The 25,371-nt window shown below is 63.9% G+C and carries 20 protein-coding genes; 2 read left to right on the forward strand and 18 right to left on the reverse strand.

The window, feature by feature from the left end:
* Both B3M58_RS11830 and B3M58_RS11835 read right to left on the reverse strand, forming a co-directional pair.
* On the reverse strand, positions 1–1,146 hold a 1,146-nt coding region (locus B3M58_RS11830; RefSeq protein WP_296219338.1), incomplete at its 3' end, for an SWIM zinc finger family protein.
* Positions 1,147–1,292: 146 nt separating this feature from the next.
* Positions 1,293–2,168 (reverse strand): AraC family transcriptional regulator, encoded by an 876-nt coding sequence (locus tag B3M58_RS11835; protein ID WP_296219339.1) that lies wholly within the window; start codon positions 2,166–2,168, stop codon positions 1,293–1,295.
* A 370-nt stretch (positions 2,169–2,538) separates the two neighbouring features.
* Here B3M58_RS11835 and B3M58_RS11840 point away from each other — a divergent pair, with 370 nt between their 5' ends.
* Together B3M58_RS11840 and B3M58_RS11845 are read left to right on the forward strand one after the other, a co-directional pair.
* Complete coding sequence (locus tag B3M58_RS11840; protein WP_296219341.1) at positions 2,539–3,489, forward strand: class I SAM-dependent methyltransferase; 951 nt, start codon at positions 2,539–2,541, stop codon at positions 3,487–3,489.
* A gap of 71 nt (positions 3,490–3,560) precedes the next feature.
* Positions 3,561–4,454, forward strand: coding sequence for a DMT family transporter (locus B3M58_RS11845; protein ID WP_296219342.1), 894 nt, complete (start codon positions 3,561–3,563; stop codon positions 4,452–4,454).
* Here B3M58_RS11845 and B3M58_RS11850 read toward each other — a convergent pair.
* From B3M58_RS11850 to B3M58_RS11925, 16 genes are all read right to left on the reverse strand, one after another.
* Entirely contained in the window at positions 4,451–5,884 is a 1,434-nt protein-coding gene (locus B3M58_RS11850; RefSeq protein WP_296219344.1) for a GGDEF domain-containing protein, read from the reverse strand. The genes B3M58_RS11845 and B3M58_RS11850 overlap by 4 nt on opposite strands.
* A gap of 199 nt (positions 5,885–6,083) precedes the next feature.
* Positions 6,084–6,464 (reverse strand): hypothetical protein, encoded by a 381-nt coding sequence (locus tag B3M58_RS11855; protein WP_296219345.1) that lies wholly within the window; start codon positions 6,462–6,464, stop codon positions 6,084–6,086.
* Positions 6,465–6,495: 31 nt separating this feature from the next.
* Entirely contained in the window at positions 6,496–7,326 is an 831-nt protein-coding gene (locus B3M58_RS11860) for an SDR family oxidoreductase (RefSeq protein WP_296219347.1), read from the reverse strand.
* Between the two features lie 22 nt (positions 7,327–7,348).
* A complete protein-coding gene (locus tag B3M58_RS11865) occupies positions 7,349–7,813 on the reverse strand; it encodes a multidrug transporter (protein WP_296219349.1) in 465 nt (154 codons plus the stop codon).
* 122 nt (positions 7,814–7,935) lie between these two features.
* The gene (locus tag B3M58_RS11870) at positions 7,936–9,375 is read right to left on the reverse strand and encodes a mannose-1-phosphate guanylyltransferase/mannose-6-phosphate isomerase (RefSeq protein WP_296219351.1); all 1,440 of its coding nucleotides are present in this window, start codon (positions 9,373–9,375) and stop codon (positions 7,936–7,938) included.
* 410 nt (positions 9,376–9,785) lie between these two features.
* Positions 9,786–10,433, reverse strand: a complete 648-nt coding sequence (locus B3M58_RS11875; RefSeq protein WP_296219352.1) for an alginate O-acetyltransferase AlgF — start codon at positions 10,431–10,433, stop codon at positions 9,786–9,788.
* Positions 10,434–10,598: 165 nt separating this feature from the next.
* Positions 10,599–11,741: an alginate O-acetyltransferase gene (locus B3M58_RS11880; protein WP_296219354.1), complete on the reverse strand. Its 1,143-nt coding sequence runs from the start codon at positions 11,739–11,741 to the stop codon at positions 10,599–10,601.
* A gap of 12 nt (positions 11,742–11,753) precedes the next feature.
* Positions 11,754–13,256: an MBOAT family O-acyltransferase gene (locus B3M58_RS11885; RefSeq protein WP_296219355.1), complete on the reverse strand. Its 1,503-nt coding sequence runs from the start codon at positions 13,254–13,256 to the stop codon at positions 11,754–11,756.
* Between the two features lie 204 nt (positions 13,257–13,460).
* A complete protein-coding gene (locus B3M58_RS11890; protein ID WP_414704079.1) occupies positions 13,461–14,546 on the reverse strand; it encodes a mannuronate-specific alginate lyase in 1,086 nt (361 codons plus the stop codon).
* A gap of 14 nt (positions 14,547–14,560) precedes the next feature.
* Positions 14,561–15,988 (reverse strand): alginate O-acetyltransferase, encoded by a 1,428-nt coding sequence (locus B3M58_RS11895; protein WP_296219357.1) that lies wholly within the window; start codon positions 15,986–15,988, stop codon positions 14,561–14,563.
* Between the two features lie 11 nt (positions 15,989–15,999).
* Positions 16,000–17,682 (reverse strand): mannuronan 5-epimerase AlgG, encoded by a 1,683-nt coding sequence (gene algG / locus B3M58_RS11900; protein ID WP_339628909.1) that lies wholly within the window; start codon positions 17,680–17,682, stop codon positions 16,000–16,002.
* A gap of 4 nt (positions 17,683–17,686) precedes the next feature.
* Positions 17,687–19,135: an alginate export family protein gene (locus tag B3M58_RS11905; protein ID WP_296219572.1), complete on the reverse strand. Its 1,449-nt coding sequence runs from the start codon at positions 19,133–19,135 to the stop codon at positions 17,687–17,689.
* 14 nt (positions 19,136–19,149) lie between these two features.
* On the reverse strand, positions 19,150–20,550 hold the full coding sequence (gene algK, locus B3M58_RS11910) for an alginate biosynthesis TPR repeat lipoprotein AlgK (protein WP_296219360.1): 1,401 nt from the start codon (positions 20,548–20,550) through the stop codon (positions 19,150–19,152).
* Positions 20,551–20,562: 12 nt separating this feature from the next.
* Positions 20,563–21,729, reverse strand: a complete 1,167-nt coding sequence (locus B3M58_RS11915) for a PilZ domain-containing protein (RefSeq protein ID WP_296219361.1) — start codon at positions 21,727–21,729, stop codon at positions 20,563–20,565.
* Positions 21,730–21,761: 32 nt separating this feature from the next.
* The gene (gene alg8 / locus B3M58_RS11920) at positions 21,762–23,243 is read right to left on the reverse strand and encodes a mannuronan synthase (protein ID WP_296219363.1); all 1,482 of its coding nucleotides are present in this window, start codon (positions 23,241–23,243) and stop codon (positions 21,762–21,764) included.
* Between the two features lie 253 nt (positions 23,244–23,496).
* Positions 23,497–24,807 (reverse strand): nucleotide sugar dehydrogenase, encoded by a 1,311-nt coding sequence (locus B3M58_RS11925; RefSeq protein WP_296219364.1) that lies wholly within the window; start codon positions 24,805–24,807, stop codon positions 23,497–23,499.
* Between the last annotated feature and the right edge of the window lie 564 nt (positions 24,808–25,371).

Genomic DNA, 25,371 nt, shown 5'->3' on the forward strand with positions numbered 1-25,371 from the left:
ACCCTGCCACTTCAGCGGCGGGCCCTGCTCCAGGCCGCCGAGGCGCGCGGCATCGGCACGCGGCAGGCGCAGGCGCGGGTTGGCGTCGCTGGGGTCCTGGAAGAACAACTCGCCGAGGGTTGCCAGCAAGGGTTTCAACCGGGCAAAGGGCAGGGCGATGCGCCGGCTGCTCTGCGGCAGATTGACCAGCAACAGGTCTTCATCCGGGCGCTGGGCCAGGCTGTCGCCGGTCAGCAGCCAAGGCGTGCGGCGAATCGCCTGCAACAGAATCGGCAGCAGGCTGAGGCGCTGGCCCTCGACCTCGATGCCCAGCTCCAGGTCGAACCAGTCGCGCTCGGGCGTCTCCTCGATCTCGGCGTACCAGTCATCGACCCGCGCCAGGTTGTACTGGAACTCCGGCTGCATCTGCACCCGCCAGCCGTCCTCGCGCAGCTGCGGCACGCTGTGCTGGACGAACGCCAGCCAGGCGACTTCGTTGACCAGCTCGAAATGTTCGCCTGGGTGCTGGGCGAGTGCTTCGCTTTGCCGCAAGGCGACATACAGGCCGCTGTCTTCCAGGCGTTGGCGCAACTGCGCCTCGCTGGCCGCGTCGCGCACGATGCGCAGTTGTTCGGCCGGGTTCGGGCGCACCAGCAGATCCTTGGTGGCTTTGCCGTAGGCCAGATGGCCCTGGTAGTCGAACGCCAGCGCGGCGCGGTGCTGGGTCTGTTCGTGCATGCGCCCCTTGCGTGCGTCGAAGTGCACGCGCACATGGCTGCCGAGGGTCAGCACGGCCTGCGGCTGCACGCCCTCGATGCGCCGTTCGGCGACATCCGCGCTCGGCACGATCAGCGGGCTCAGATCGACGCCGGCCTGTTGCTGGGTTTCCAGGGTCAGCAGGGCGGCGGCCACATGCTTGCAATTGAACCCCACTGGGCAGCTGCAACGACCGCTGACGTTCCATTGGCGACCCGTGGAGTACAAGGTGATGCGCTGCTGATAGGTCTGCGCGCCCGAGCCGCGACAGCTGGCCAGCAGCGTATGGTCCTTGAGGCTGAGCAGCGTGCTGCGCCCTTGCTCGGCATAGCCGATGCCGCGCTGGAGATCCCCGGCACCGAAATCCGCGCGCCAGTGTTCCTGGCGCAGGCGCAGAATATCCAGGGTCATCGGGCGAGCCCCGCAGGCGAAAGGTCGAGTCTTGGCATGGCGCTGCCGAACGGCTGAACAGCCGATGATAGTGGCACAGCTGGCGCTGGATTAGCAGGCCGCGCGCTGGGGTGTCGGTTCGCCAAGTGGCGGGAGGGCAGCGCCAGTCAGTGGGCGAGGCTGTGCCGATATTGTCCTGGGGTGGCGCCGAAGGCCTGGCGGAAGCGGTTGTTGAAGTGGCTGGCGCTGGCGAAGCCGCAGGCCAGGGCGATCTCGCCGAGTGGGCGGGCGCTATGGCGCAGCAGTTCCTGGGCGTGTGCCAGGCGGCGGGTGAGCAGGTAGCGGTGCGGTGGCACGCCAAAGCTCAGGCTGAACATGCGCGCGAAGTGGTATTCGGACAGCGCGCAGAGGCTGGCCAGTTGGCCTAGGCTCAGAGGGTCGGCCAGGTGGCTGTCGATGAATTCGCGCAGGCGTCGGCGCTGCACCGGAGCCAGGCCACCGGTCAGGCGCAGGCCGTCACGGCGGCCGACCTGCGACAGTAACGCGTGGTCGAGCAGGGCGTGCGCCAGGCTGCTGCTGAGCAGGCGCTCGGCGGGTTCGTGCCAATTCAGCTGGCTCAACTGGCGAAACCGCTGGGCTTGCTGCGGATCGTCGAGGAAGGTGCTTTCGCGCAGTTGCAGCTCGCGCGGCTCGCGGTCGAGCAGGCTGACGGCGCCCAGGGCGAATTGCTCCTGGCTGACATACAGGTGCGCCAGGTGGATCTCGCCGTTGATTACCCAGGCCGACTGATGCCCGGCCGGCAAGATGCACAGTTTGTCCGGCGCCCCCTTGCTCTGCGGGCGTTCGCGACGAAAAGTGCCGGTGCCGCCGGTCAGGTAGCAGGACAGGGTGTGGTGGGTCGGTGCCTGGTAGTCGCGGGTGTCGTGGCTGTTGCGCCACAGGGCCGCGGCCAGGCCATCGCCCAGCTCGGCGCTGTGCAGCAGCCTGGCGTTCGGCGATTGGCCCATGGCCTGAAACACTTGGCTTTGTTCGAGTTGCGCCATCGATGTGCCCTCTCACAGGCCGTTGAAAAACTACCCGGGTTGTCGACACGGCGTTAAAACCGGCCTGCCAAGCCGATCATGCTACGCCGCCCAGGTGCGGCTGCCAGCCCCGCACGCTGAAAAAGCGCAAGTTTTGACAAGTGGCAAGAGGGCCGTAGTCCAGGCCATGCGGGCGCGCTGGTGAAGGGCGCCAGGCGTGAGGTGGCGCATTGTCAGCAGCGCACGGCGGCTGAGTGCGGATTGATCCGCGAACATCGTCCCAATCTGCCGCTGTTTTGCGGTCAAGGCCGCCCATGAGGCGCTGGAGCGCGTCGACAGTTAACAGGTCTTTAGCCTTAACATAGGCCGTTTCGCCCACCTGGACTCAGCCATGAACGCGCCCGCCCTCGCCACCCTGGATCAGCATCTACGCGTTGCCCTGAGCACCGCTCCCGCTGAGGCGCGGCGCTTGTTTCACGGGCGGGGGCGGCGCTGGGAGGGGCTTGAGCAGATTACCGTCGACTGGTTGCAGGGCGTGCTGTTGGTGTCACTGTTCAGCGCGCCGAGCGAGACGCAGTTGCTGGCGTTGCAGCGCCTGCTGATGGCTTTGACGCAGGCGCCGGTGTGGCAGCACGCCCAAGCGCAGGCGCTGTTGCTGCAACACCGTTACCTCCCGGACAGCCCCACGCAATGGCTGCTGGGCGAGCCTGTCGATGAGTGGCTGGTCACGGAGCATGGCCTGCGCTTCAAGCTGGATCTGGGCAAGAAACAAAACACCGGTTTGTTTTTGGACATGCGCTATGGCCGGCGCTGGGTTCAGGCCCAGGCTCAGGGCAAGCGGGTGCTGAATCTGTTTGCCTATACCTGCGGCTTCTCGGTGGCGGCGCTTGCCGGTGGCGCCGCGCATGTGGTGAATCTGGACATGGCCAAGGCGGCCTTGAGCCGTGGCCGCGACAACCACCGGCTTAATCAGCATGACCTCGACCGTGTGAGCTTCCTGGGGCATGAGCTGTTCAAGTCCTGGAGCAAGGTGCGCAAGTACGGCCCCTATGACCTGATCATCATCGACCCGCCGTCTTTCCAGAAGGGCAGCTTCGTGCTGACCCAGGACTATCAAAAAGTCCTCCGTCGTCTGCCGGAACTGCTGAGCGCGCAAGGCACAGTGCTGGCGTGCACCAATGACCCGGCCATCGGCCCGGACTTTCTTATCCAGGGCGTCGCCAACGAGGCGCCTAGCCTGCGCTTTCAGCAGCGCCTGGACAACCCGCCAGAGTTTGCCGATAGCCGTCCCGATGGCGGGTTGAAGGCCTTGGTGTTTACTCGACAGCCGCCGCAGGCATAAAACCCGCAACTTTATGCAAGTGGCGAGGCCCGGCGCGGTGCAGACTTCGGCCATCCACCGGGAGTCGTCTGATGAACCTGTCGTTGTACCTGTTGACCGTTTTGATCTGGGGCACCACCTGGATCGCCATCAAACTGCAGATGGGCGAGGTGGCGATTGCCGCATCGATTGCCTACCGCTTTGCTCTGGCCGCCGCCGTGCTGTTTCTCGTGCTGCTGCTCAGCGGACGCCTGCAAACGCTCGATCGCCGCGCTCAGCTGATTTGCCTGGTTCAGGGGCTGTGCCTGTTCTGCATCAATTTCATGTGTTTCTACACCGCCAGCCAATGGATACCCAGCGGGCTGATCGCGGTGATTTTTTCCACCGCGACACTGTGGAATGCGCTGAATGCGCGCGTGTTCTTCAAGCACAAGATCGCGGCGAATGTGCTGGCCGGCGGTGCCTTGGGCTTGGCCGGGCTGGGGCTGCTGTTCTGGCCCGAGTTGGCCGGCCAGGCGGCCAGCCGGGAAACCCTGTTGGGTATCGGCCTGTCGCTGCTCGGCACCCTGTGTTTTTCCGCCGGCAACCTGCTCTCCAGCTTGCAGCAGAAAGCCGGCCTCAAGCCGCTGACCACCAACGCCTGGGGCATGCTTTACGGCGCGTTGATGCTGGCGGCGATCTGCCTGGTGAATGGCACGCCGTTCGGTTTCGACTGGAGCGCGCGCTATGTCGGCTCGCTGCTGTACCTGGCGATTCCCGGTTCGGTGATCGGCTTCACCGCCTACCTGACCCTGGTCGGGCGCATGGGCCCGGAGCGCGCGGCCTATTGCACCGTGCTGTTCCCGGTGGTGGCGCTGAATATCTCGGTGTTCGCCGAGGGCTATCAGTGGACGGCGCCGGCGCTGTTCGGCCTGTTGTTGGTGATGCTCGGCAACGTGCTGGTGTTTCGCAAGCCCAAGCCGCTGCCGGTGCCGAAGGCCTGTTAAACCAGCGAGTCGCCGTTGAGGACGGTGGGCTTGGCCGCGTACATCGCTTCGTCGGCGGCCCTCAGCAGTTCGCTGGGGCTGTCGCCGTCTTGCGGTGCGATGGCCAGGCCGATGCTGATGCCGACCTGCAACGGCTGCTGAGCGAACAGGATTGGCTCGCTGAGCACCCGTTGGATTTTCTCGGCGATGTGCTCGGCGGTGCCGCGCTCGGCCCCCGGCAATAAGGCGGCGAACTCATCGCCGCCCAGGCGTGCCGGGGTATCGGTTTTGCGCAGCAGGGCGCGCAGGCGCTGCGCGGTGACCTTGAGCACCTCATCGCCGGCGGCGTGGCCGTAACGGTCGTTGATCTGCTTGAACTGGTCGAGGTCGATCATCATCACGCAGAACGGCACCCGCTTGCGCCCGAGGTCGGCCATGGCGCGGCGCAGGCATAGGTCAAAGAAGCGACGATTGGCCAGCCCGGTCAGCGGGTCCTGGTGCGCCATGGCATTCAGCGGGGCGACCATGCGCCGGGTGATGAACAGCACCGCCAGCGCCGACAACAGCAGGCTGGCGAGAATCAGGTAGCGCTGCGTCTGTTCGATCTGCTGGTAGGGCGCCATCGCCTGGTTCAGCGATTTACCCATGATCACCATGACCTCGCCGCGGGTTGCCGTGGCTTCGCGTTGCAACGGCAGCGACAGCATCAGGTAGGCATCGTGGCGGCCGTGCAGGGTCCAACTGCTCTGTGTGGTAAGCGTCTGGGGTGGCGCCAGCAATTGTTCGGCGTTGCCATCGAGGGTGCTGCCGTGCAGGCGCCAGCGCCCGTCCGCGGCTCGCGAGGCAAAGATGAACTCGGCGTCGGTGACCCGGCGCAGGTCCTGCGCGAAGTGATCGTCGATGGCAAAGCCCAGGGTCAGTTCGGCTTGCGGTCTGGGCATGTGCACGGTGCTGCGGATTAACTGGTACAGCGCGCCTTCACGGGTTTCCAGCGTTTCGATCGGGGCTGTCCGATCCTCTGCGTTGGCGCTGGCCGGGGCCTTCAGCAGTGGCGCGATATCGCTGGCTTGCACGTGCATGGGAACACTGGCGATCAGCTGTTGGTCGAGGTCACTGAGCAGGGCGATATCGGCCTGGATGCGTTTGCTGTGGTTGAGCAGCATCGACTCGATGGTCGGCCGTTCGCGGGTGGCGGTGGCTTCTTTCAAACCGTAGTCGGCGGCCAGTACTTCGGCGGTTTGCAGCAACTGGCGCTGGCGTAGTTCGAGCAGTTGGTAGAACACCTGTGCGCCGGTTTGCAGTTGCGCGTGCAGGTTGTTCTCGGCGATACGCCGGTTGGCCTCGCTGCTGATCTGGTAGGCCAGTATCTGGATCGTCAACAACGCGCTCAACAGCACATAAATGATGCGGCGCTCGTAAGCACGAAAGTGCCTGTTGCTGTGATTGCTCATCAACGCGTCCCTGACATGCTGTCGATCCGTGAGTGCGGCACGCGTGGATAACCACGCGGGGTGGGCGGCCGCGGTGACCTATGGCGAGTGTAGATTAGTGGCAACGGGCGATCATCTGGTGGGCAGCCTCTAGATAAAGGTTCTTCACGGGGTTGTGTGAAATAAGACGGTGGCAAGCGCAGCCTATGCAACTGACCTGTTAGGACAGGCGACTGAAGAAGCGCTCGGAGAAAAACACCTGCGCGAATAGCGGATAACACAGGTAGTGCACGCTGAAGATCAGCATGCCCATCGGGCTGGGTTCGTCCTGCAGCGTCATCATCGCCAGCAATCCGAGGTAGAGCAACGCCAATAGGCCGCCGTACAGCCAGACCAGGCGGCGTCGCTCGCCGCGCAGTGGTGCACGACGGGTGCGCCAGGCAAAGCACAGCGCCATTGCGGCGGCGACCAGCGCGGCAATCAGCAGGGTCGCCAGCACCCCGCCGAGTTTGACGAAGCTGCGCAGCAACAGGTTGAGCAGCACCACGGCGACTACGCCGCTCAGGGCGTAGCGGGTCATGGAGACCGGGGTTGCGCTCATGCAATGCTCCTCATCGGCAGTTCGGGCCTGTTCACAAGGCCCGGTTCAAGCCAAAACGCTTCTTCAATACAGCCTCCAGCAGGCCTTTGGGCACCAGCGCGGCGATCAGCGGCAGGGCCCGGCTGCCATTGCCCAGGCGCAGCAGGCGCGGGCGTTTGGGGCTTTGCACGGCGGCGAGCAGATTGCGTGCGAAGTGGCTGGCGGGCGTCGGGTTGTCCTGCGAGGCAGTGGCGCGGGCGCGGATGCCCTCGCGGAGCGGCCACCAGGGCGAGCCTTCGGCGATCAGTTGTTCGGCTTCGCGGCTGGCATTGGCGCCGAAGCTGGAGGCAATCGCCCCCGGCTGCACTTCCATCAATTCGATGGCGAAGGGTGCCAGCTCCAGGCGCAGCGCATCGGACAACGCATGCACGGCGGCTTTCGAGGCGCAGTAGGCGCCGGCGAACGGGGTGACCAGCACCCCGGACACGCTGCCGATATTCACCACCAGGCCTTTGCTGCGGCGCAGTAGCGGAAACAGCGCACGGGTGATCCCGACAAGCGAAAAGACATTGGTCTCGAACTGCCGGCGCATGCCCTCGACGCCGCCATCCAACAGCGGCCCCATGGCGCCGTAACCGGCATTGTTGATCAACACATCGAGGCCGCCGATCTCGTTGCTCATGCGCGTGGCCAGCTGCTCCGCCGAAGCGCCATCGTTGACATCCAGCGGCACGGCGATAAACCCGGCGGCCTGCAACGCGGCGAGGTCTTCGGCTTTACGCGCGGTGGCCCATACCTGGTAGCCGGCAGCTTTGAATACCTCGGCCAAGGCACGGCCAATACCGCTGGAACATCCGGTGATGAGGACAGTGGGCTGGGTCATGCGGGCATCCTTTTTATGGTGTTCACTGGCTGAAGCTGCCCTGCAAACGCTCGGCACGAAACTCCAGGGTACTGGCGCGGTAACCGCTACGCAGGGTCGGCAGTGGCAGGCAGTCGCGCCAGCTGGCGCCGGGCAGCAGTTCGCCGGGGCCGCTGTAGCGGGGCGATTCGTAGAGGCGTTCGGCGAGGTTGACGCTGCTACCGGGGCGGTAGGCGGCTATCTGCCAGCGCAGTTCGAGCAGGGCGGCCTGGCTGCCGTTCTTCAGGTCGAGCGCCAGCGGGCGATCCGCCGGGCAGCGCTGCGGGGCATAGCTGAGGCGCAGTTCGAGGTGCGCCAGGTGGCGTTTTTCGCGACTTTCCTGCCACAACACCCAACTGGCGAGCAGACCCAGGCCGAGCAGCGCGGCGAGGGAAATGGGCAGGGCTTTACTGGGGTAGCGGATCAGCAGGATCAGCCAGCTCAATACCAGAATTGCGCCAAATAGCATGGGCAAGGGCCTTGGTGGATAAATCAGGGCTTTATCCTACACAAGCTCGCGCGGCGATGCGCCGTGTTGGCGCTGTGCGCACGGGAAGCGCCGGCCCTCCTTGCGCGAGGGCCGGCGTGTTCTCAGCGGGCGACGACGCTGAGTGGCGTCACGTTGCTGCGCCCATAGACGTCTTCGAAGCGTTCGATGTCGTCTTCGCCGAGGTAGCTGCCGGATTGCACCTCGATGATTTCCAGGGGGATCTTGCCCGGGTTGGCCAGACGGTGCACCGAGGCGATGGGGATGTAGGTGGACTGGTTTTCGGTGAGCAGGAAGGTCTTCTCGCCGCAGGTCACCTGGGCCGTGCCGGAGACCACGATCCAGTGTTCGGCGCGGTGATGGTGCATCTGCAAGGACAGCTGCGCGCCGGGTTTGACGGTGATGTGCTTGACCTGGAACCGCCCGCCCATGTCCACCGAGTCGTACGAGCCCCACGGCCGGTAGACCTCGCAATGGTTCTGGGTTTCGTTGCGGCCCTGGGCATCGAGCTGGTTGACCACCTTCTTCACGTCCTGCACGTGGTCGCGGTGGGCGATCATCATGGCGTCCTTGGTTTCCACCACGACGATGTTGTCCAGGCCGATCACCGAAACCAGCTTGCCGTTGCCGTGTACCAGGCAGTTGTGGCTCTCGTGCACCACCACGTCGCCTTTGATCACGTTGCCGTGCTCGTCCTTGGGGTGCACGTCCCAGATCGACGACCAGCTACCGACGTCGTTCCAGCCGGCATCCAGCGGCACCACGCAGGCGCGCGTGGTTTTTTCCATCACCGTGTAGTCGATCGAGTTGTCCGGGCAGCACTCGAAGGTGGCCGCATCGATATTCACCAGGTCGCCTTCGTGTTGGCTACGTTCCAGGGCCAGCAGGCAGGTGTCGTAGATATCGGCGTCGTGTTTCTTCAGCTCTTCCAGGTAGCGGCTGGCGCGAAACAGGAACATGCCGCTGTTCCAGAAGTAGTCGCCAGCGGCAACGAATTCGCGGGCGCGGGCTTCGTCGGGTTTTTCAACGAAACGCTGCACGCGCACCACGCCCTGCGGCAGACCAGCGTCGGCCACCGATTTGATGTAGCCGTAACCGGTTTCCGCGCGAGTGGCGGGGATGCCGAACAGCACCATTTCGCCTTTGTTGGCGGCTTTGGCAGCGAGTGCCAGGGCGTTCTGGAAGGCTTGCTGGTTCTCGATCACATGGTCGGCGGGGAGAATCAGCAGCAATTCGTCGCGGCCTTCGGCCAGCAGTTTCAGCGCGGCAATCGCCACCGCCGGCGCGGTGTTGCGGCCGAAGGGTTCGAGCAGGATCGCCTGGGTAACCAACTTCTGCGCCTGCAATTGTTCCTGGACGATAAAACGGTGTTCCTGGTTGCACACCAGCACCGGTGCCTGCATGCCCTCGAAGGCCAGGCGCTTGATGGTCTGCTGGAACAGGGTGTCGACGCCGGTCAGGGCGAGGAATTGCTTGGGGTACTGCTTGCGCGAAAGGGGCCAGAGACGCGAGCCACTACCACCGGAAAGAATTACTGGAATCATGTCTGTTCTCCTGAAGCGTTGATGCTATTGGGTTGAGTGTTTCCCGCACTCGTGCGGGAAGCTTGCTGCGCTGTTGCCGAAGCACCAGTGGCGGGACTTATCCAACGCATCTCCTGCCGAAGACGCTGTATGCATGCCGGCTTTGTCGCCGGTCTGGGGTTGTTGTCTGTGACGAACATGGGCCTGAGAAACGCTCGTGCCCAGGTGCTTAGCAGTCACCTACGCTGCCGATACGGCGTTAAAAACGGCTCTGTACCCGTTAACTGTTGATGCAGACCGCCGTCACTTGGGAGCGGCTTTAGCCGCGAAAGATCTTCAGTTTGCAAAGACTTTCGCGGATAAATCCGCTTCCACAAAAGCGCTGCTTCTCTTGCAATACGTAACTGGGACATAGCCTTAAAAATGGCCTGCTAGTCGGTCTTCGCCGGGCGCTTGACCCAGACCGGCGAGAGCTGGCCGGGGGTGCCGGTGATGTACAGGCAAACCACTTCGCCGCGCGCCAGGCTCACCGGTTTCAGGTCGCTGACTTTCCGCTGGCCGTCGAACAACGCCAGGCTCACTTTCACCGGGTTGACCTCACGCTGGCCGCTGTCATTCGGGGCCACGCCATCGACCACCGCGGCCTTGCCGTCGGCGGTTTTCAGGCTGAGCGTGCTGCCGGAGAGGTTCTGTACGCGCAGCAGGGCTTTCTGTTTGTTGGTGAACGGCGCCTCTTCCACCAGCTTGGGTGCCGCGCCGGGCTGGCTGACCAGGGTGTAGTAGTGGTCGGCGTCCAGTTGCACCGGCAGGTTGGCGCTGCCGACCTGGGCGCTGTAGCTGCCGGCCGGCAGGAAGCTGAAGTCGCTGGAGGCCAGCGGCGCGATGTCGTTGAGGTCGGTGTTGCCGACGCTCATGCTCAGTTCGCTGTTGCCGGCGTTGTAAGCGCGCACGAAGGCCGAGCCTTTGGGTGCGTTCGGCGCGTACAGGCCGCCTTCGCCGGCCTGCGCATGCAGGGCGCCGATACCCAGGGCGAGGGCACAGGCGTAGGACGTCCAGCTGCATTTGGTTGTTCTGTTCATGGGTAGTGCTCCATAGGATTTAGCCAAAGGGTCTGTCGACCCGGTACGGGTGAGGCCTTTCCTGCCCAAGGGGCAGCTCCGTAGGATGGGTTGAGCGAAGCGATACCCATGCTGCTTTGTGATGGGTATCGCAAGCTCAACCCATCCTACGAAGTGGTTTTGCATTCAATGGCTGTTGCTGCTGGCCAGGCGTTGCTTGCTGCTGTTGCTTTTCAGCTCGGCGATCCAGGCCGGGTCGAAGTCGCTGAGGTCGCTGGCCATCGGCAGGTAGCGCTCCGGGAATTCCCAGATCACCAGCTGCGGTGCGGTGTTTTTCAGTTCCTCGCTCTGCAGGTACTTGAGCATCGGCAGGATCGGTCCCTGGCCGTCTTCGGCGTGGTTGCTCAGGTCGCGTTGCAGGTGCTGACGCAGCGCGCCGGCAAAATTCCAGCTGGGGTTGGCGCTGTAACTGGTACCGACCAGCGCCACCGGCATCTCGCTGGCGGCGAACAGTGCATCGGCGCCTTCTGCCGGGTTGGCGGCGCGGGTGGCGCGCTTGTGCAGCGGGTCGGGTTCGGGCATCAACGCGGCGAACAGCGGATCGAGCGGCAGGAAGCGGGTCAGGTCGCCCTGGTAACGTTCTTGTCCGCTGGCTTCGGTGATGAACTGCTGCGGCGCGCCGTCGAGGGTGATGGCGCGGCGCACGGCTGCACTCAACTGCTGCGCGGCGAGGTCGGCGCCCAGCGGTGTCCAGTGCGTGTCGGTACGCAGGAACAGCGGCCCGTTGTGCTTGGCGGCGCGCAGTGTGGCGAGCAGGTCCGGGGCGGCGATGTCGGCACGGCGCACGGCGCGGTGGAAGCGTTGGTAGAGGTCGCTGCGCAAGGCGCTGGGGCGATGCGCGCCGATGTGCTCCGGGTAGACCCGCGACTTTGCGGGCACGATCGCCAGCAGCAGCAGCACGTTGCGTTGCGCCAGTTCGTCGCGCACGCCGCGGATCAGCGCCAGGTTGTCGCGTTGCTGCTGCGGGCCATTGGCCACCGGCTTGAACTCTTCATCCGAGTACAGCCAATCGTGCTCGCCGATCACTACGCCGGGGCGGCCTGCGTCGAACAGCAGGTAGTCGATTGCGGCCCAGACATTGGTGCCGATCTCCTTGACCGGAAATTGCTTGTCGTAATGGCTCTCGAAGGTCTTCGCCAGGCCACCGTCGAGCACGCTGAACTGGTTGGGCGGCTGATAGCTCAGCACGCCGCGCATCGACCAGAGAAATAACAGAACCAGCACGCCAAGAAACAGCGCGACATAGAGTGTGCGTAATGGACGCGTCATGCTCGGCCTCACTCAGAATTGGAAGTACAGGAACGGTGAGTAGCTCTGTGCCGACAGCTTCAGCACCGAGGCGCAGAACAGCAGGAGCAACGCACCACGCACCACATAGCGCGGTAGCGCGGCGCTCCAGCTCCGCACGCCAGCGCCAGCGCCGAGCAGGCCCGGGGTCTCGCCCGCACCTGCCGTGAGCAACCGTGCTGGGCCGTCTGCGTCGCGCGCTTGTTGGCTACGGTAGAACTGGCGCAGGCCGCACCAGGCGAGCACGGCGTAGGCCAGCACCAGGGTGGCGATCTGCAAGTCGCTGATGCTGGCGCGGTTGAGCTCGCTGAGCTGCCAGCCGTTGAAGCCGAACAATGCGCTGTACATGCGCCAGGCCACGTCGAGGTTTTCGGCACGGAAGATCACCCAGCCGAGCATCACCAGGAAGAAGGTCAAGGCCCACTTCAGCGGGTTGATCACCGTGGGCGCGGCATTCACGCCACAGGCCCGCTCGATGGCCAGCCACATGCCGTGCCAGGCGCCCCAGATCAGGAAGGTCCAGTTGGCGCCGTGCCAGAAACCGCCGAGCAGCATGGTCAGAAACAGGTTGCGGTAGGTGTTGAAGGTGCCCTTGCGGTTGCCGCCCAGCGGCACGTACAGGTAGTCGCGCAGCCAGGTGGAGAGGCTGATGTGCCAGCGCCGCCAGAATTCGGTGATCGACTGGCTGATATAGGGCTGGTTGAAGTTCTCCATAAAGCGGAAGCCCATCATCAGGCCGAGGCCGATGGCCATGTCGCTGTAGCCGGAGAAGTCGAAATACAGCTGCGCGGTATAGGCGATCATGCCCAGCCAGGCATCGCCGGTACTGGGGTTGTCCAGGGCGAAGCAGTGGTCGACCAGCGGCGCCAGGCTGTCGGCGATAAACACCTTCTTGACGAAACCCTGCATAAAGCGCGTGGCGCCTTCGGAGAATTTGTCGAGGCTGTGCGTGCGGTCGGTGAACTGGTCGGCGAGGTCCTTGTAGCGCAGCACCGGCCCGGCAATCAGCTGCGGGAACAGGGCGATGAACGCGGCGAAGTTGATCAGGTTTTCCGTGGGCTTGGTGTCGCCGCGGTACACGTCGATCAGGTAGCTGAGCGACTGGAAGATGTAGAAGGAAATACCGATCGGCAGGATCACCTGAGTCAGCAGGAACGGCTCGAAGCCGGCGCCTTCCAGCACCTTGTTGAGGTTCGCCACGCCGAAGTTGGCGTACTTGAAGTAAGCCAGGGTCGCCAGGTTGCCGACCACGCCCCAAATCACCCAGCGCTGCGCCGCCTTGCTGCGTACCCCAGCGCGGTAGATGCGCAGGCCGAAGCCGTAGTTCCACAAGGTGACCGCGACGAACAGCAGGAGGAAATCCACCCGCCACCAGGCATAGAAGACATAACTGCCGATCAGGATCAGCAGGTTGCGATAGCGGTTGCTGCTCAGGTAGTACAGGCCGAGAAAGATCGGCAGGAACAAAAACAAAAACACATTGGATGAAAAAACCATCCGCCTCTCTCCGTTGAATAGCCACTCATCCAGGGCTCGCAAGCCCCCCCTTTCCCCCCCGCGAGCGGGAGGGTGTTTCAGCGTCCGTAGACGGGTGCATCCCCACGCAGTCCTGGCGAAGCCTTGTCCGCCACCTGTGAGGGTTAACGGCGGACAAGCCGTGCAGCGGCATGTCCGCCCTACGAACTACGTAAAGCGTTCCTCTCAGCCATCGCTGGGCTTCTGCGGGTCGAATACCTGGCTGACGTCGCCACCGAGGCGGAACGTCTTGAACGGCGCCATCTGCTGTTTGAACTGCTCGGTGTCGGTCGAGCAGCTGTAGAGCGTGCAGTAGGGCGCCAGCCAGGCAAATTTGGCGCGCTTCTTGAGGTCTTCCATGTCCTGTTTCTCGCCGGTTTTGCGGGTGAATGCCTGCTGGTCGTCGACGCCGTCGAGCACCCGTTCGGCCAGGCGTTGCAGCGCGCCATGGTTTTCCTCGCGCAGGTCGACGCCATTGGCCTGGGCGAAGGCGGCCACCATCGCCAGCGGTGGCAGGGCGTAGTTGTGGTAGGCCAGGGCACGCTGGCTACGCTTCAGCTCGTTGGGCAGGTAGCCGTCGTCGTCGACCTGGTTGGCGGCCACGCGAAACTGCGCCACGGCCCAGTCGAACAGGTCGCGGCGGTCGCTGGCGATGGCGCTGGCCATCACCGACCAGGCGGCCCAGTAGCTGTGGTTGTTGATCTTCTTCAGCGGCAGATCGCTCCAGTCGTGCACGGTCTGCTCGGCCAGTTTGACGAACCAGGATTCGATCAACTGGCTTTGCTGGCGATACGGCGCCAGCGGCTGCGATGCGGAAAATTTCAGCCGTAGGTAAGCCGAGGACAAACTGCCCAGCGCCCATTTGCGCACCGATTTGCCGGTGTGGTTGTACTCGCTGCTGAGCAGGGCGTTGGCCTGGGCCCAGTTGCCCAGCCATTGCAGGGTGCATTCGAGCTGTTCGCGCTGGCCGTCGCGCATGTAGTGCATGACCTGCTGGTTGATCTCGCGCTCCATCTCGGTGATGGCGGCGGTTTTCTCGCGGAAGGCGCGTTCCGACTCGCGGTTGAGGGTGGCGCGGGCCTTGCCGGAGCCTTCGTACTTGCTGCGAAACTCCAGTTTGGCGGTGTAGGGGTGCGGTGGCGTCTTGCAGGTTTGCGCCGGTTTGCCGGTGACCGGCACGGCGGCGTAATAGCCAGCCGGCGGCACTAGGCTGGCGGCGAAGGCCGGCTGGGCGAGCAGGGCGGCGGCGAGCAGGCAGGGGGCGAGCTTCATCATTACCTCCATCCTCAGCGAGCCTGGGCCGTGAGGGGTTGGTCCCCGGCGCCAGGGCGTTTGCACAGGGTCGCCTCGACACTCAGGTTGGCCGGCATGTCTTCCGGGCTGTGAATTTCCAGGGCGAGCAGGTTGAGATCGGCCCAGTCGGCGTCATTGCGCAGTTCGAAGACATAACGGCCGCCGGTGTCGACGCGGTCGCTCTGTTCGATCTTGAAGTTTTCGCGGCGGCCGTTGAGGTACCAGATGGTCGCCTGAGACGCGTGCACGCTGGGGTCGCTGAAGGTCAGGTCGACCTGGTAATCGCGGCCGCGCAGGTCGCGCAGCGCGTTGTTTGCGCCATTGACCAGCACCTCGTTGGCGCCGGGCTTGAGGGTGATCGTGTTGTTCATCACCGCCGGGCGGCCTGCGCAGCCGTTGTTCACCAGCGGCACGGCCTGGCGGTAGAAGCTTTGCTGCGCCAGGTCGTAGTGGGTGGCGAACTCCCAGATCAGGATCTTCGGCGGGTTGTCGTGGAATTCCTGGCTGCTCATGTATTGCAGCAGTGCGCTGTCGAAGCCGCCGCCGCTGACTGACATGTTGAGCACGTCGGTGCTGCTGTGCTGCTGGAGGAAACCGGCGAAGTTGTAGGCCGGGCCGCTGTTGCTGGTGCCGACCAGGGCGATCTGCGGGCTGGCCGCGTCGCCGAACAGGCTGTCGCTGTCGGCTTCGCCCACCGGCTCGGTTGCGTAGCGCTCGACGTACTGGGTGGCGTAGCTGGTGCCGCAGAAGTTGGCGGCGGTCTTGTGCAGGGTGCCGGCTTTGGGCAGCAGGCCGACCACCTTGCTCTCGAATTGCTGCTGCGGGATATCGGCGAACGCGGGGATCTGCTTTAGCGTCTCGGCCACCAGTTTGGCGGTGCGCTCGGCGCCGGCCGGGGTCCAGTGGTGGTCGGCCTTGAAGTAGTAAGCGGTGTCCGCGGCTGGCTCGTCGAACAGCGGCGAGAGGTCGGTGACCCAGATCCCGGCCTTGCGGAAATCGGCCACGGCTTGCAGGTAGTTCTGCTTGGCCAGTGCGAAGTTGAACTGGCGTTGCTCCTCGGCAGTGAGCTGCGCGCGGTTGACCAGGCCGCGAGTCGGCTGGTAGACCACCATCAGCTCGATGCCCTTGCGCTTCAAGGTATCGCGCAGGCGCTTGAACTGGCTGTAGCCGTAAGGCGTGGTGCCAAAATCGGTGCGCAGATCGTAGCGGCTGCGGAACAGCCAGTCGCCCTGGCCCTGCACCAGTGCGGTGAAGAAGCTCAGGTACTTGCTGGTGTACTGGCTGGGGTCCTGGGCGGCCGGGCACAGCGTCCCGAGGCGCTGCACCTGGTACTGCGGTGCCGCCATCGCCTGGCTGCTGGCCGCGGCGAGGAGGGCGCTGGCGAGGGCCAGCTGGCGAAACTGAAAATGACGGTTGATCACGGTGTATTCCCTCAATCCTGGAGTTCGGCCTGGCTTTCGACGGGGTCGATGAGCACCGCCAGTTGGCGGCGCACCATCAGGTCAAGGATCTCTTCCTGCTTTTCGCCGAGGATGCCGGCGAAGCTGATGCCGGTGCTCTTGCTCGGCGCGAGCATTTCCACGCGGTACAGCTCCACGGACAACGGCGAGTCGATGGACAGCGGGCTGGAGCCGTTGGCGGCGAGCTTGCCGCCGACCACGATCATCGACACCTGGGTGTCGAAGGGGTCGAGTTCGATATTGCGGTCGGTGTCGGAGAGGTCCTTGATGTGGCCGTACACGCCACTCAGGCCATTGGCTATCGCGAGGTTTTCGTACAGGCGGATATTCACGCTGTTGCGCAGGCGGATGCCGTGGCGGGCATTGCTCAGCACTTTGTTGCCCCACAGCAGGTTGTTCGAGCTTTCGTACAGGGTGATGCCGTCGGCGTGGTTCTGGTACACCTCGTTGTAGGCCACCAGATTGTTGACGCTGTTACGGTCGATGACGATGCCCGAGAGTTTGTTGTCGTAGCTTTGGTTGTTGATGATCCAGCTGTCGTCGACCTCGCGGGAGATGATGATGCCGTGCTTCTTTTTGGTCCCGTGTACGCGGTTTTCGGCAATGATCAGGCCGTGCGAACGGTCGTGCGGGTCGATGCCGTAGACGATGTTGTCGCGGTAGGTGTTGCCCTTGATCACCACGTTCTCGGCTTCGTAACAGTAGAAGCCGTACCAGTGGTCGACGAACTCCGAATCGATCAGCCAGCCGGTCGGCTCCGGGCGTTTCAGGCGGGCCTGCATGCCGGGCGTGTACTGGGTGATGGAGACGCCGTAGGACTTGCTGGTGTTGTAGCCGAGGCTGGTGAATATGCTGCCGGCGATGTACAGCTCGCTGCCGCCCCAGGACACCAGAAACGGGCGGAACTCGTCGGCTTGGCGAAAGCTCGCCGGGCCGTTGTCGGCTTCGCGCCAGGCGGTGAGCTTGGTGTCGGTGAAGAACAGCTGACCGTCGTTGACCATGAAGCTGCCGCGCTCCTGCGACAGGCGCAGTTCCTTGGTGGCCTGGTCCACATGCAGGGTCGCGCCTTGCGCCACGACAATCGGCAGGCGCGCCAGGTAGACGCCCGGCTCGACTTCGCGGAACTGCTGGTCCGGCAGGCTGCGGGCGAGGTCCGCGGGGGTCACGTAGCCGCCTTCGATAAAGATCGCATGGGGCATGCCGTTCTGCCGTTGCACCCATTCGCGCAGGCGTTCGTTGCCGCCGATGAAGTCCTTCAGGGCGTCCTGTTGCAGCATGCGCCGCACCACCACCTTACCGCCGGGGCTGCGCTGGATCTTCGCCTGCACGGCGGCGCCGGTGTAGCCGCTGAGATCCGGCAGGCTGGGTTTATCCAGGTGCAACGGGGCGATTGGCGCGCTGGTCACCGTGTAGTTCTTGGTTTCCTTGAGCTCCTGGGTCGGCTCCGCCGCAGTGGCTTCGGCCAGTTGCAGCAGGCCGAGCAGCACGCTGCCGCAGAGCAGGCGCAGGCCCAGCGTTGGGCGCTTGGCGAGCACGTTTTGTGTAGGCGCCAGCTGGCTGGCGATGCTCCGCCGGTGGGCCGGATCGCCAGCCAGCTGGCGCCTGCAGGTGTACGGGCAGGAGGGCGCGGTGGATGTCTGTGCGTGCATGGGCATGCCCTCAGAATCTCCAGATAAAGTCGACGAAGGCGCGGTGCATCAACGCGTCGGTGCCGCTGCCGTAGGCAGCGCCGGGCTTGAACACGCCGCCGCGAAAGCGCACCAGCGCCGAGCGTTCGTCGAGGTGCTCGCTCATGGCGGCGGGCAACAGGCCCTGCTTGAAGTACTTGGTAACCACCAGATCGAGCTCCTGGCCGACCTCCTTTTCACCGGCCTGTAGCGGCGCGATGATCCCGCTCTCGCCGATGTCCTGGTTGTCGTCGACGCGCCAGAAGCGGTGGTAGACCAGGCTGGCGTCGTAGTCGTCGCGCAGCTGCCAGGACGTGAACGCGGTGGCCACTTGCAGGTTGGAGAGTTCGCCGCGAAAGGCCTCGCCGAAGCGGTGCAGGCGCGCGTTGGTGCCGGTGAAGTTGGAGCGATTGCTCTCCAGGCCGGTCTGCATGAACTGCTCGGACTGGTCGTCGTCACCGCCACCGCTGCCGCGCGCATAGGCGCCGCCGACGCGCCACTGCTCGTCGATGTTCCAGCGCAGGCCGAGGTCGAGTGCCCAGGCATTCACGTCCTGGTTGCGCGAGCCGCTGGCGAAGCGCTGGTCGCCGATCAGCGTTTGCTCCAGCTGTTCGGTGTTGCCGCTCAGCCAGGTGGCTTGCGCCCAGTAGTTCAGCGGCATGCGCGAACGGTGGTTGAAGAAGTCGCCGTCGGCGTTGATGCCCAGCCAGGTGAGGTCGCCGGTGTAGCGTTTGCTCAGTTCGTCGAGCGGCTCGCCAGGGTTCGCCAGGTCGCCGTCGTCGCGGCTGTGGTGGGCCTTGAGGCCGACCCAGTGGCCGGGTTGCCACTGGGTGGCGATATCGCCGAACAGATGGCGGCGGTCCTGGTCTTCCGGGGCCAGCTCGTCGAGGTCGGTGCGGTACTCGGAGAAGCGCTCGGCGACGCCGACGTTGGCGCGCAGCAGGGTGGTGTCGAAGCTCCAGCGCAGCGCCTCGATATTGGTATCCCACCAGGTGCCTTCGTCGCTGCGCATGCGCTGGCGGCCGAAGCGCAGGTGTTCGCCGGGGTAGGCGGTGAAGCCGCTGTAGTCGACCCAGAACTCACGCAAGGCCAGGTAGCTCTTGTCCGCCACGCGGGCGTCGTTACGCTGGCTGGATTGGCTGTCGGTGTCGCTGGCTTGCAGGGTGTCGGTTTCGACGATGTCGGTGGCGGTCACCGCCTGGCCGAGGGCGAAGGCGCTCCAGTCGCCCCGCTCGCCGTACACCCAGGGGCGCAGGTCGAGGCCGATGCCGTTGATGTCGCCGCCGTCGCGGGTGCCGAGGTCGCGGTCGTCTTCCGATTGCGCGGTGATTTTGACGTCGAGGCCAAAGTTGTCGTCGCTCATCTGCACCGCCCACACCGAGCTGGCGGACAGCAGCGATACGCTCAAACCCAGGCCGGCGGCGATCCGGTTCAGTTTCATCGGGAAGTCCTTGCTCATGGCTGCTGCGCCTGCAATGGCGCCTGCTGTTGCCAGGCGTTGCCGCGCAGCTGGCGTTCTTCGCGCAGCAGTTGTTCGGCCTGGGCGCGTTGTGCGGGTGGCAGTTGCTGTTCGATGCTGCGCGCCAGTTCGCTGACCGGCGCGGTGTTCTTCGGCAGCGCCAGCTGGCTGAAGACGAAGGCGTTGACCAGGTTGGGCTGGATGCCTTTGCCCTGCGAGTACAGGTGCGCAAGGGCGAGGTCGGCGTTGATCTGGCCGCCACGCGCGGCGCTGAGCAGGTGATCCAGGGCCTGCTGCGGGTAGATGTCGCCGAGGTAGCCGCGCAGGTAGATCTGCCCTAGGAAGTAGTTGGCGCTGGGTTCGCTGGGCGCGGCCTTGCGCAGGTGCGCTTCGGCTTTTTGCGGGTCTTGCGGCACCAGTTTGCCTTCGTAATACAGGCGCCCGAGCAGCAGCTCGGCACGCGGCAGGGCGGCGGCGCGGCCGTGTTCGAGGTAGCTCATCATCTGCTCGATGTCGCCCAGGCCGGGGTAGTCGTAGAGCAGGCGGGCGAGGCTGACCCAGGCGGCCGGGTAGCTCGGGGCGATGGCTTCGAGCAGCTCCTGGGCCTGGCTTTCGTCCGGGGTGCCCAGCTCGGCATCGGCCAGCACCTGGGCCACCGCATCGACCCGCTGGGCCGGCACGGCGCCGCTGCGGTAGCCGGCCATCAGGCGCTGCACCAGGGCTTTCTGTTTCGCCTCCTGACCTTGCTTCTGGTACACGGTGGCCAGTTCGACATAACAGACATCCGCCTCGGCGAGCAGGCCTTGGCAAATGCGCTCGATTTCCGTCAGGTGCTGATCGTAGGTGCCTTGGGTGCGGTAGAAGAGGATTTGTGCCAGCTCGGCTTGGCTGTGGCCTTGCTGGCGCCAGGTAGAAATTCGTTGTTGCACGTTCATACCGGGAAAGTCCTGTGGGTATTGCAGGTAGAGCATCACCAGCGGCAACAGGCTGCTGGGCTCGCCGGCGGTGAAGGCGTCATTCAGTAATTGCGCGGCCTCGCGGCGTTCGGCAGCGCTGGCGGCGGGCTTGCGCGCCAGCAACTTGCCGAGGCGCGCCTGGGCCCGTGGCGATTGGTCGAGGGCCTGGCGGTAGGTCTGCTCGGCCTTGGCCAGGTCCGCGGGCGTACCGCTGGCCAGTTGCAGGTCAGCCAGGCCGATCTGCGCGTTGACGTAGCCGAGCTCGGCCAGTTGGCGGAAGTTCTGCTCGGCGGTGGCGCTGTCGCCGCGTTGCAGCGCTGCGGCGGCCAGGCGCTCGTCCGGCAGGCCGGCGCAACCGGCCAGGACCGTGGCCAGGGACAGCGCCAGCAGGGGCGCGGCGAGCGCGCTCGGCGGCCGCGTGGGGAAGTCGATAGTCGGCATGCCGCGTCCTCCCTAGAGACCAGCCGCCAGGGCTTTGTCGATCATCCAGTCGAACGACGGGCCACGGTCGAGGGTGACTTCCACCGGTTGCCCGGCGAGGTTGCTGGTGAGGGTTTGCTCGGGCTCGATCACCACGCGGATGTCCGCGGACAAACCGCCTTCGTGCAGGCTGCTACTGACGATCTTGCCGTAGCGCGGCGTGTCTTCGCCGGCCACCCAGAAACTGGCACGGGTGCCGGGGCGGGCCTGGGCGAAGTTGCGGTACGGGAAGCTGGCCAGCACCGTGGCGTGGGTGTCCTGCGGCACCAGCTCGAAGATCACGTCGCCCTTGTTGGCGAATTGGCCGTCGGCCACTAGTTGCCGCGCCACCTTGCAGTTGCACGGGCTGGTCAGGGTGCCCTTCATCTGTTTGCCGAACAGCTCTTCGATGTTGGCCGGGGTCAGCTGTGCATCGGTGAGGTGGCCTTTGAGCATCTCCAGCATGCTGGCGGAGAACGAGGCGATGGGGGCGCCCTTGGCCACCGTCGCATCGGGGCCGAGCAGGCTGTTAACCGTGCCTTCGCGCGGCATGGTCACTTGCAGGCTGGGCACGCTGACCAGGCCGGACTGGGCGTGGGTGACGAAGTACAGGCCGTACAGCGATTTGAAGATAAAGCCGAAGGCGGCCAGCCCCACCAGGAACACCGCGAGGCTGAAGGTCACCGCCTTGAGCCGCGCGAGCACGCCCATGCCGGCGCCCCCTGCGCCGTTCTTGCGCGCCTTGGTGAAGTTTTCCCGTTGCAGGGTGTTGAGCAGGTCGCCGACGCCAACCAGTTCGCCGCTCAGGTAAGCGCTGATCAGCTGGTGCAGGGTCGCTTGCTCGCGTGGTTTGAGGTTGTGGAACTGGCAGCCGACGCGCTGGCTGTCGGGGTCGACCGAGCGCACCTGAAACTCGATGTCGATGCCCAGGTCGAGGCTTTCCAGCTGAAATTGCAGGCGGCCCTTGTGATAGTCGCCAATCCGTACCGGCGCTTTGCCGGCGCTGAAGCTGAAGCCCCCGGCGGACAGGTCGCTGATCGGTTGTTCGACGCGCTCGCGGGCTTTCGTCAGGTAGCGCAACACTGCGGGGATTTTGACCCGCGCATGCTGGCGCTGGGCTTCGGACTCATGGACCACGTTGACGTTGACGGCTGTGTTCATACTTGCAAATTCCTCTTCGAATCGAGTTCCGGTCAGACCAACGCCAGAAGCGTGGCGATGAAGACGCTGGCGGCAGAAAAAGTCATGGCGCGTGACGACCAGGTGTTGAACCAACGCTGGAAACTCAGCAAGCCGCGATCGATCTTGGTGTTCTGGCGGGTCCAGGACTGTTGATCGAGGCGGAAGAACACGTAGATCTTCACCATCGCGCCGACGATCTGGTTGTAATAAAGAATCAGCGGATAGGCCGGGCCGATGCGGTGGCCGCCGACGCTCAGCAGCAGGGTCAACGCCAGGCGGGTCAGGCCGATCCACAGCAGGTAGGCGAGGAGGAAGCCCGCGCCGTACTTGAGGCTGGCGATAAGCGCCACGCTGAGGCCGAGCAGGCTGGTCCACATCGACACGCGCTGGTCGAACAGCACCACGCTGGTGAAGCCGCCCAGGCGCTGCATCCCCAGCCGCAGGGCGCGCGAGTTCTGCCGCAGGTTGTTGCCGTACCAGCGGAACATCAGTTTGCGGCTGGCCTTGAGGAAGCTCTTTTCCGGCGGGTGTTCGACCGTGTTGATCGCTGCGTCCGGCACGTAGAAGGTGTCGTAGCCCAGGCGCATCAGGCTGTACCAGCTGGATTTGTCGTCGCCGGTGAGGAACTGGAAGCGCCCCAGACGCCAATGGTCGAGGTGATCGCTTTCCACGTCGGCGATGAACTCGGGGTTGGTGACCACTTCGGCGCGAAACACCGACATGCGCCCGGTCATGGTCAGCACCCGCTTGCTCAGCGCCATCGAGCACATGTTCAGGTGGCGCTGGGCGAAGCGCAGCTTGTGCCACTCGCTCATGATGTAGCTGCCGCGCACCTCGCAGAACTCGTTGGTGGTGAGGCCGCCGACGTTCGCGAACAGCTTGAACCAGGGCACCGTCTTGCGCACCACGCCCTCGCCGAGCACGGTGTCGCCATCGACCACCGCGACCACCGCATGCTTATCCGGCATCTGCCGGGAGATGGCGCGAAAGCCGTAGGCCAGGCCATCGCGCTTGCCGGTGCCGGGAATGCGCACGAAGTCCAGCTTGACCTGCGGCGGCGGGTTCATCCGCGCCCAGAGGTTCTTCACCAACAGTTCATCGGACAGCTCGACGATGGAACACACCACCGTCGTCGGGTAACCGCAGTCAATCGCCTCGCGAATCACCGAGCGGTACACCTGGGCGGTGGTCAACGCGTCGATGCGAAAGCTGGTGACCAGCAGAAACACCTGAGAAGGGTCGGCGTCCTTGCCGAGTTTTTTCACCTTGCGGCGGTAATAGGGGTAAACCACATAGAGAAACAGGCTGCCGCGCAGAAAATGTATGGCGCCCATGGAATAGCGCCAGATGCCCACTGCGCCGATCAGCAGGAGGTAGTCGCGCGACTCGGGGTCGAACACGCTCCTGGGCAGCGCCAACGCGAGCAGCATCAGCAGCGATAGGTAGAACAACCAACCTGCGGCCTGGTTCAGGCCGCTCTTTAGCGTGTGCATAGACATATCCATCGTGTTCGCCGGGCCTCTCGGACGAGGACGCTGCTTTGGCGGTCGCGCGTCCAAGGGGGCACCGACTGGCTAACAGGCCATTGAAAAACTACCTACGTTGCCGATACGGCGTTAAAAACGGCCTCGAATGCGAGCCCAGTCAAAATGCTCATTTACACCAGTAAACTGCGCTTTTTCGGCCGTTTTTGCCTTGTCTCGGCTGCCTCGCCTACATTTTTCAACGGCCTGTTAAAGGCTGGGGTTACCAGCAGATTCCTTCGGAACCGGCGCGCGAGGCGGTTGGCATGAAACCGACCAGGTCGACCACGTGCTTGCCGACGAGGGCGTGCTGCGCCAGGTGCGCAAAGTGCGCATCGGCATTGCCGAGCACGATGATCTCGGCGTTATCGACGACCGCATCGAAGTCACTGTCGAGCAGTGAAGAAACGTGCGGAATCTTCGATTCGATGTAGTCCTTGTTGGCGCCGTAGACCCGCGCATATTCGACATTGCTGTCGTAGATGCTCAGCTCGAAACCCTTGCCGATGAGCAGTTCGGCCAACTCCACCAGTGGGCTTTCGCGCAGATCGTCGGTGCCGGCCTTGAAGCTCAAACCCATCAGCGCGACTTTGCGTTTGTCGTAGCCGGAGATGATGTCGAAGGCTTTCTGCACCTGATTGGCGTTGCTGCGCATCAGCGAGCCGATCAGCGGCGCATCGACGTCCAGGGAGCCGGCGCGGTAGGCGAGGGCGCGTACGTCCTTGGGTAGGCACGAGCCGCCAAAGGCGAAGCCGGGCTTCATGTAGTACTTGGACAGGTTGAGCTTGTGGTCCTGGCAGATCACGTCCATCACTTCGCGGCCATCGACGCCGACGGCTTTGGCGATGTTGCCGATCTCGTTGGCGAAGGTGACCTTGGCCGCATGCCAGACGTTGCAGGTGTACTTGATCATCTCGGCGACATCGATGGCCTTGCGGATGATCGGTGCGTCGAGCTCGCTGTAGATGCTTTCCAGCAGGTCGCCGGAGGCCGTGTCCAGTTCGCCGATCACGGTCATCGGCGGGAAATCGTAGTCCTGGATCGCGGTGCTTTCGCGGAGGAATTCCGGGTTTACCGCGACGCCGAAATCGATCCCGGCGCGTTTGCCGGAGCAGTCTTCGAGGAGCGGGATCACCACGTTCTTCACGGTGCCCGGCAGTACGGTGCTGCGCACCACCACGGTGTGGCGCTCGGCCTTGTTGCGCAGGGCGAAGCCGATTTCGCGGCACACCCCTTCGATGTAATCCAGCGCCAGGTCGCCGTTTTTCTTGCTCGGTGTACCGACGCAGATGAACGACACTTCGGTATCGCGTACCGCCGTTGCAACATCGGTGGTGCCGTACAAGTGGCCGGAACTCAGGCCCTGTTGCAACAGGGCTTGCAGACCCGGTTCGACAATTGGCGATTTGCCTTGGTTAATCAGATCAATCTTGCTCGCGGATATATCCACGCCGATCACAGTGTGGCCGCGCGCCGATAAACAACCAGCACATACTGCACCCACGTAACCCAAACCAAAGATGCTGATTCGCATCGCATTCACCTCGTCCGTTATTGCGCAATTAATAGTGGCGTATTGACCACTGGCGTTCGTTTAACTTGTCTCTCGCTGAGCGGAGTTAGTTAATTTAGGCATGACAAATATCCGGCATCCACGCGGGGCGCCTAAACGGGCTTGTAACTATCAAACGTGCCCTTTGCTGTCCTGGGCCGTGGCCTTGAAGGCTCTGGCGCTTGGGTTTTAGTCGGTCATCTGCGCAGTGGAAGTTCTCCTGTAATTTCGCGGTAACTTTCGCGTGGGCAAAACTCTCCCGCGAACGTTTGTCCGACAGTTAGGGGCAGTTTTGGCTCATGCAGAAAGTTACATGAAGAAATATGTTACGCCGGGTAAGAGTGTGGGATTTTTCCGATAGTTCCTACCGTTCGTCCTCTTTTGTGGCGACTTATAAAGTTGTCGATAGTGGCCACTAGTTGCACGTTGATGGCACTTTATCGGGCGACTTGCGCGGTAGGTAAGAACACGAAAAAGTTCTATGTGGCTGTTGCCGGGTAATTAAAATGAGGTATTGCGCGGGAGTAGGCGGGAATGTATAGGGCG

It is taken from the genome of Pseudomonas sp. UBA2684 (genome assembly GCA_002354655.1).
Classification (GTDB): Bacteria; Pseudomonadota; Gammaproteobacteria; order Pseudomonadales; family Pseudomonadaceae; genus Aquipseudomonas.

Excerpts from the sequence above, each read along its gene's own strand:
- B3M58_RS11835 (WP_296219339.1), bottom strand. The coding sequence starts at position 2,168 with ATGGCGCAACTCGAACAAAGCCAAGTGTTTCAGGCCATGGGCCAATCG.
- B3M58_RS11840 (WP_296219341.1), top strand. The coding sequence starts at position 2,539 with ATGAACGCGCCCGCCCTCGCCACCCTGGATCAGCATCTACGCGTTGCC.
- B3M58_RS11845 (WP_296219342.1), top strand. The coding sequence starts at position 3,561 with ATGAACCTGTCGTTGTACCTGTTGACCGTTTTGATCTGGGGCACCACC.
- B3M58_RS11850 (WP_296219344.1), bottom strand. The coding sequence starts at position 5,884 with ATGAGCAATCACAGCAACAGGCACTTTCGTGCTTACGAGCGCCGCATC.
- B3M58_RS11855 (WP_296219345.1), bottom strand. The coding sequence starts at position 6,464 with ATGAGCGCAACCCCGGTCTCCATGACCCGCTACGCCCTGAGCGGCGTA.
- B3M58_RS11860 (WP_296219347.1), bottom strand. The coding sequence starts at position 7,326 with ATGACCCAGCCCACTGTCCTCATCACCGGATGTTCCAGCGGTATTGGC.
- B3M58_RS11865 (WP_296219349.1), bottom strand. The coding sequence starts at position 7,813 with ATGCTATTTGGCGCAATTCTGGTATTGAGCTGGCTGATCCTGCTGATC.
- B3M58_RS11870 (WP_296219351.1), bottom strand. The coding sequence starts at position 9,375 with ATGATTCCAGTAATTCTTTCCGGTGGTAGTGGCTCGCGTCTCTGGCCC.
- B3M58_RS11875 (WP_296219352.1), bottom strand. The coding sequence starts at position 10,433 with ATGAACAGAACAACCAAATGCAGCTGGACGTCCTACGCCTGTGCCCTC.
- B3M58_RS11880 (WP_296219354.1), bottom strand. The coding sequence starts at position 11,741 with ATGACGCGTCCATTACGCACACTCTATGTCGCGCTGTTTCTTGGCGTG.
- B3M58_RS11885 (WP_296219355.1), bottom strand. The coding sequence starts at position 13,256 with ATGGTTTTTTCATCCAATGTGTTTTTGTTTTTGTTCCTGCCGATCTTT.
- B3M58_RS11890 (WP_414704079.1), bottom strand. The coding sequence starts at position 14,546 with ATGAAGCTCGCCCCCTGCCTGCTCGCCGCCGCCCTGCTCGCCCAGCCG.
- algG (WP_339628909.1), bottom strand. The coding sequence starts at position 17,682 with ATGCCCATGCACGCACAGACATCCACCGCGCCCTCCTGCCCGTACACC.
- B3M58_RS11905 (WP_296219572.1), bottom strand. The coding sequence starts at position 19,135 with ATGAAACTGAACCGGATCGCCGCCGGCCTGGGTTTGAGCGTATCGCTG.
- algK (WP_296219360.1), bottom strand. The coding sequence starts at position 20,550 with ATGCCGACTATCGACTTCCCCACGCGGCCGCCGAGCGCGCTCGCCGCG.
- B3M58_RS11915 (WP_296219361.1), bottom strand. The coding sequence starts at position 21,729 with ATGAACACAGCCGTCAACGTCAACGTGGTCCATGAGTCCGAAGCCCAG.
- alg8 (WP_296219363.1), bottom strand. The coding sequence starts at position 23,243 with ATGCACACGCTAAAGAGCGGCCTGAACCAGGCCGCAGGTTGGTTGTTC.
- B3M58_RS11925 (WP_296219364.1), bottom strand. The coding sequence starts at position 24,807 with ATGCGAATCAGCATCTTTGGTTTGGGTTACGTGGGTGCAGTATGTGCT.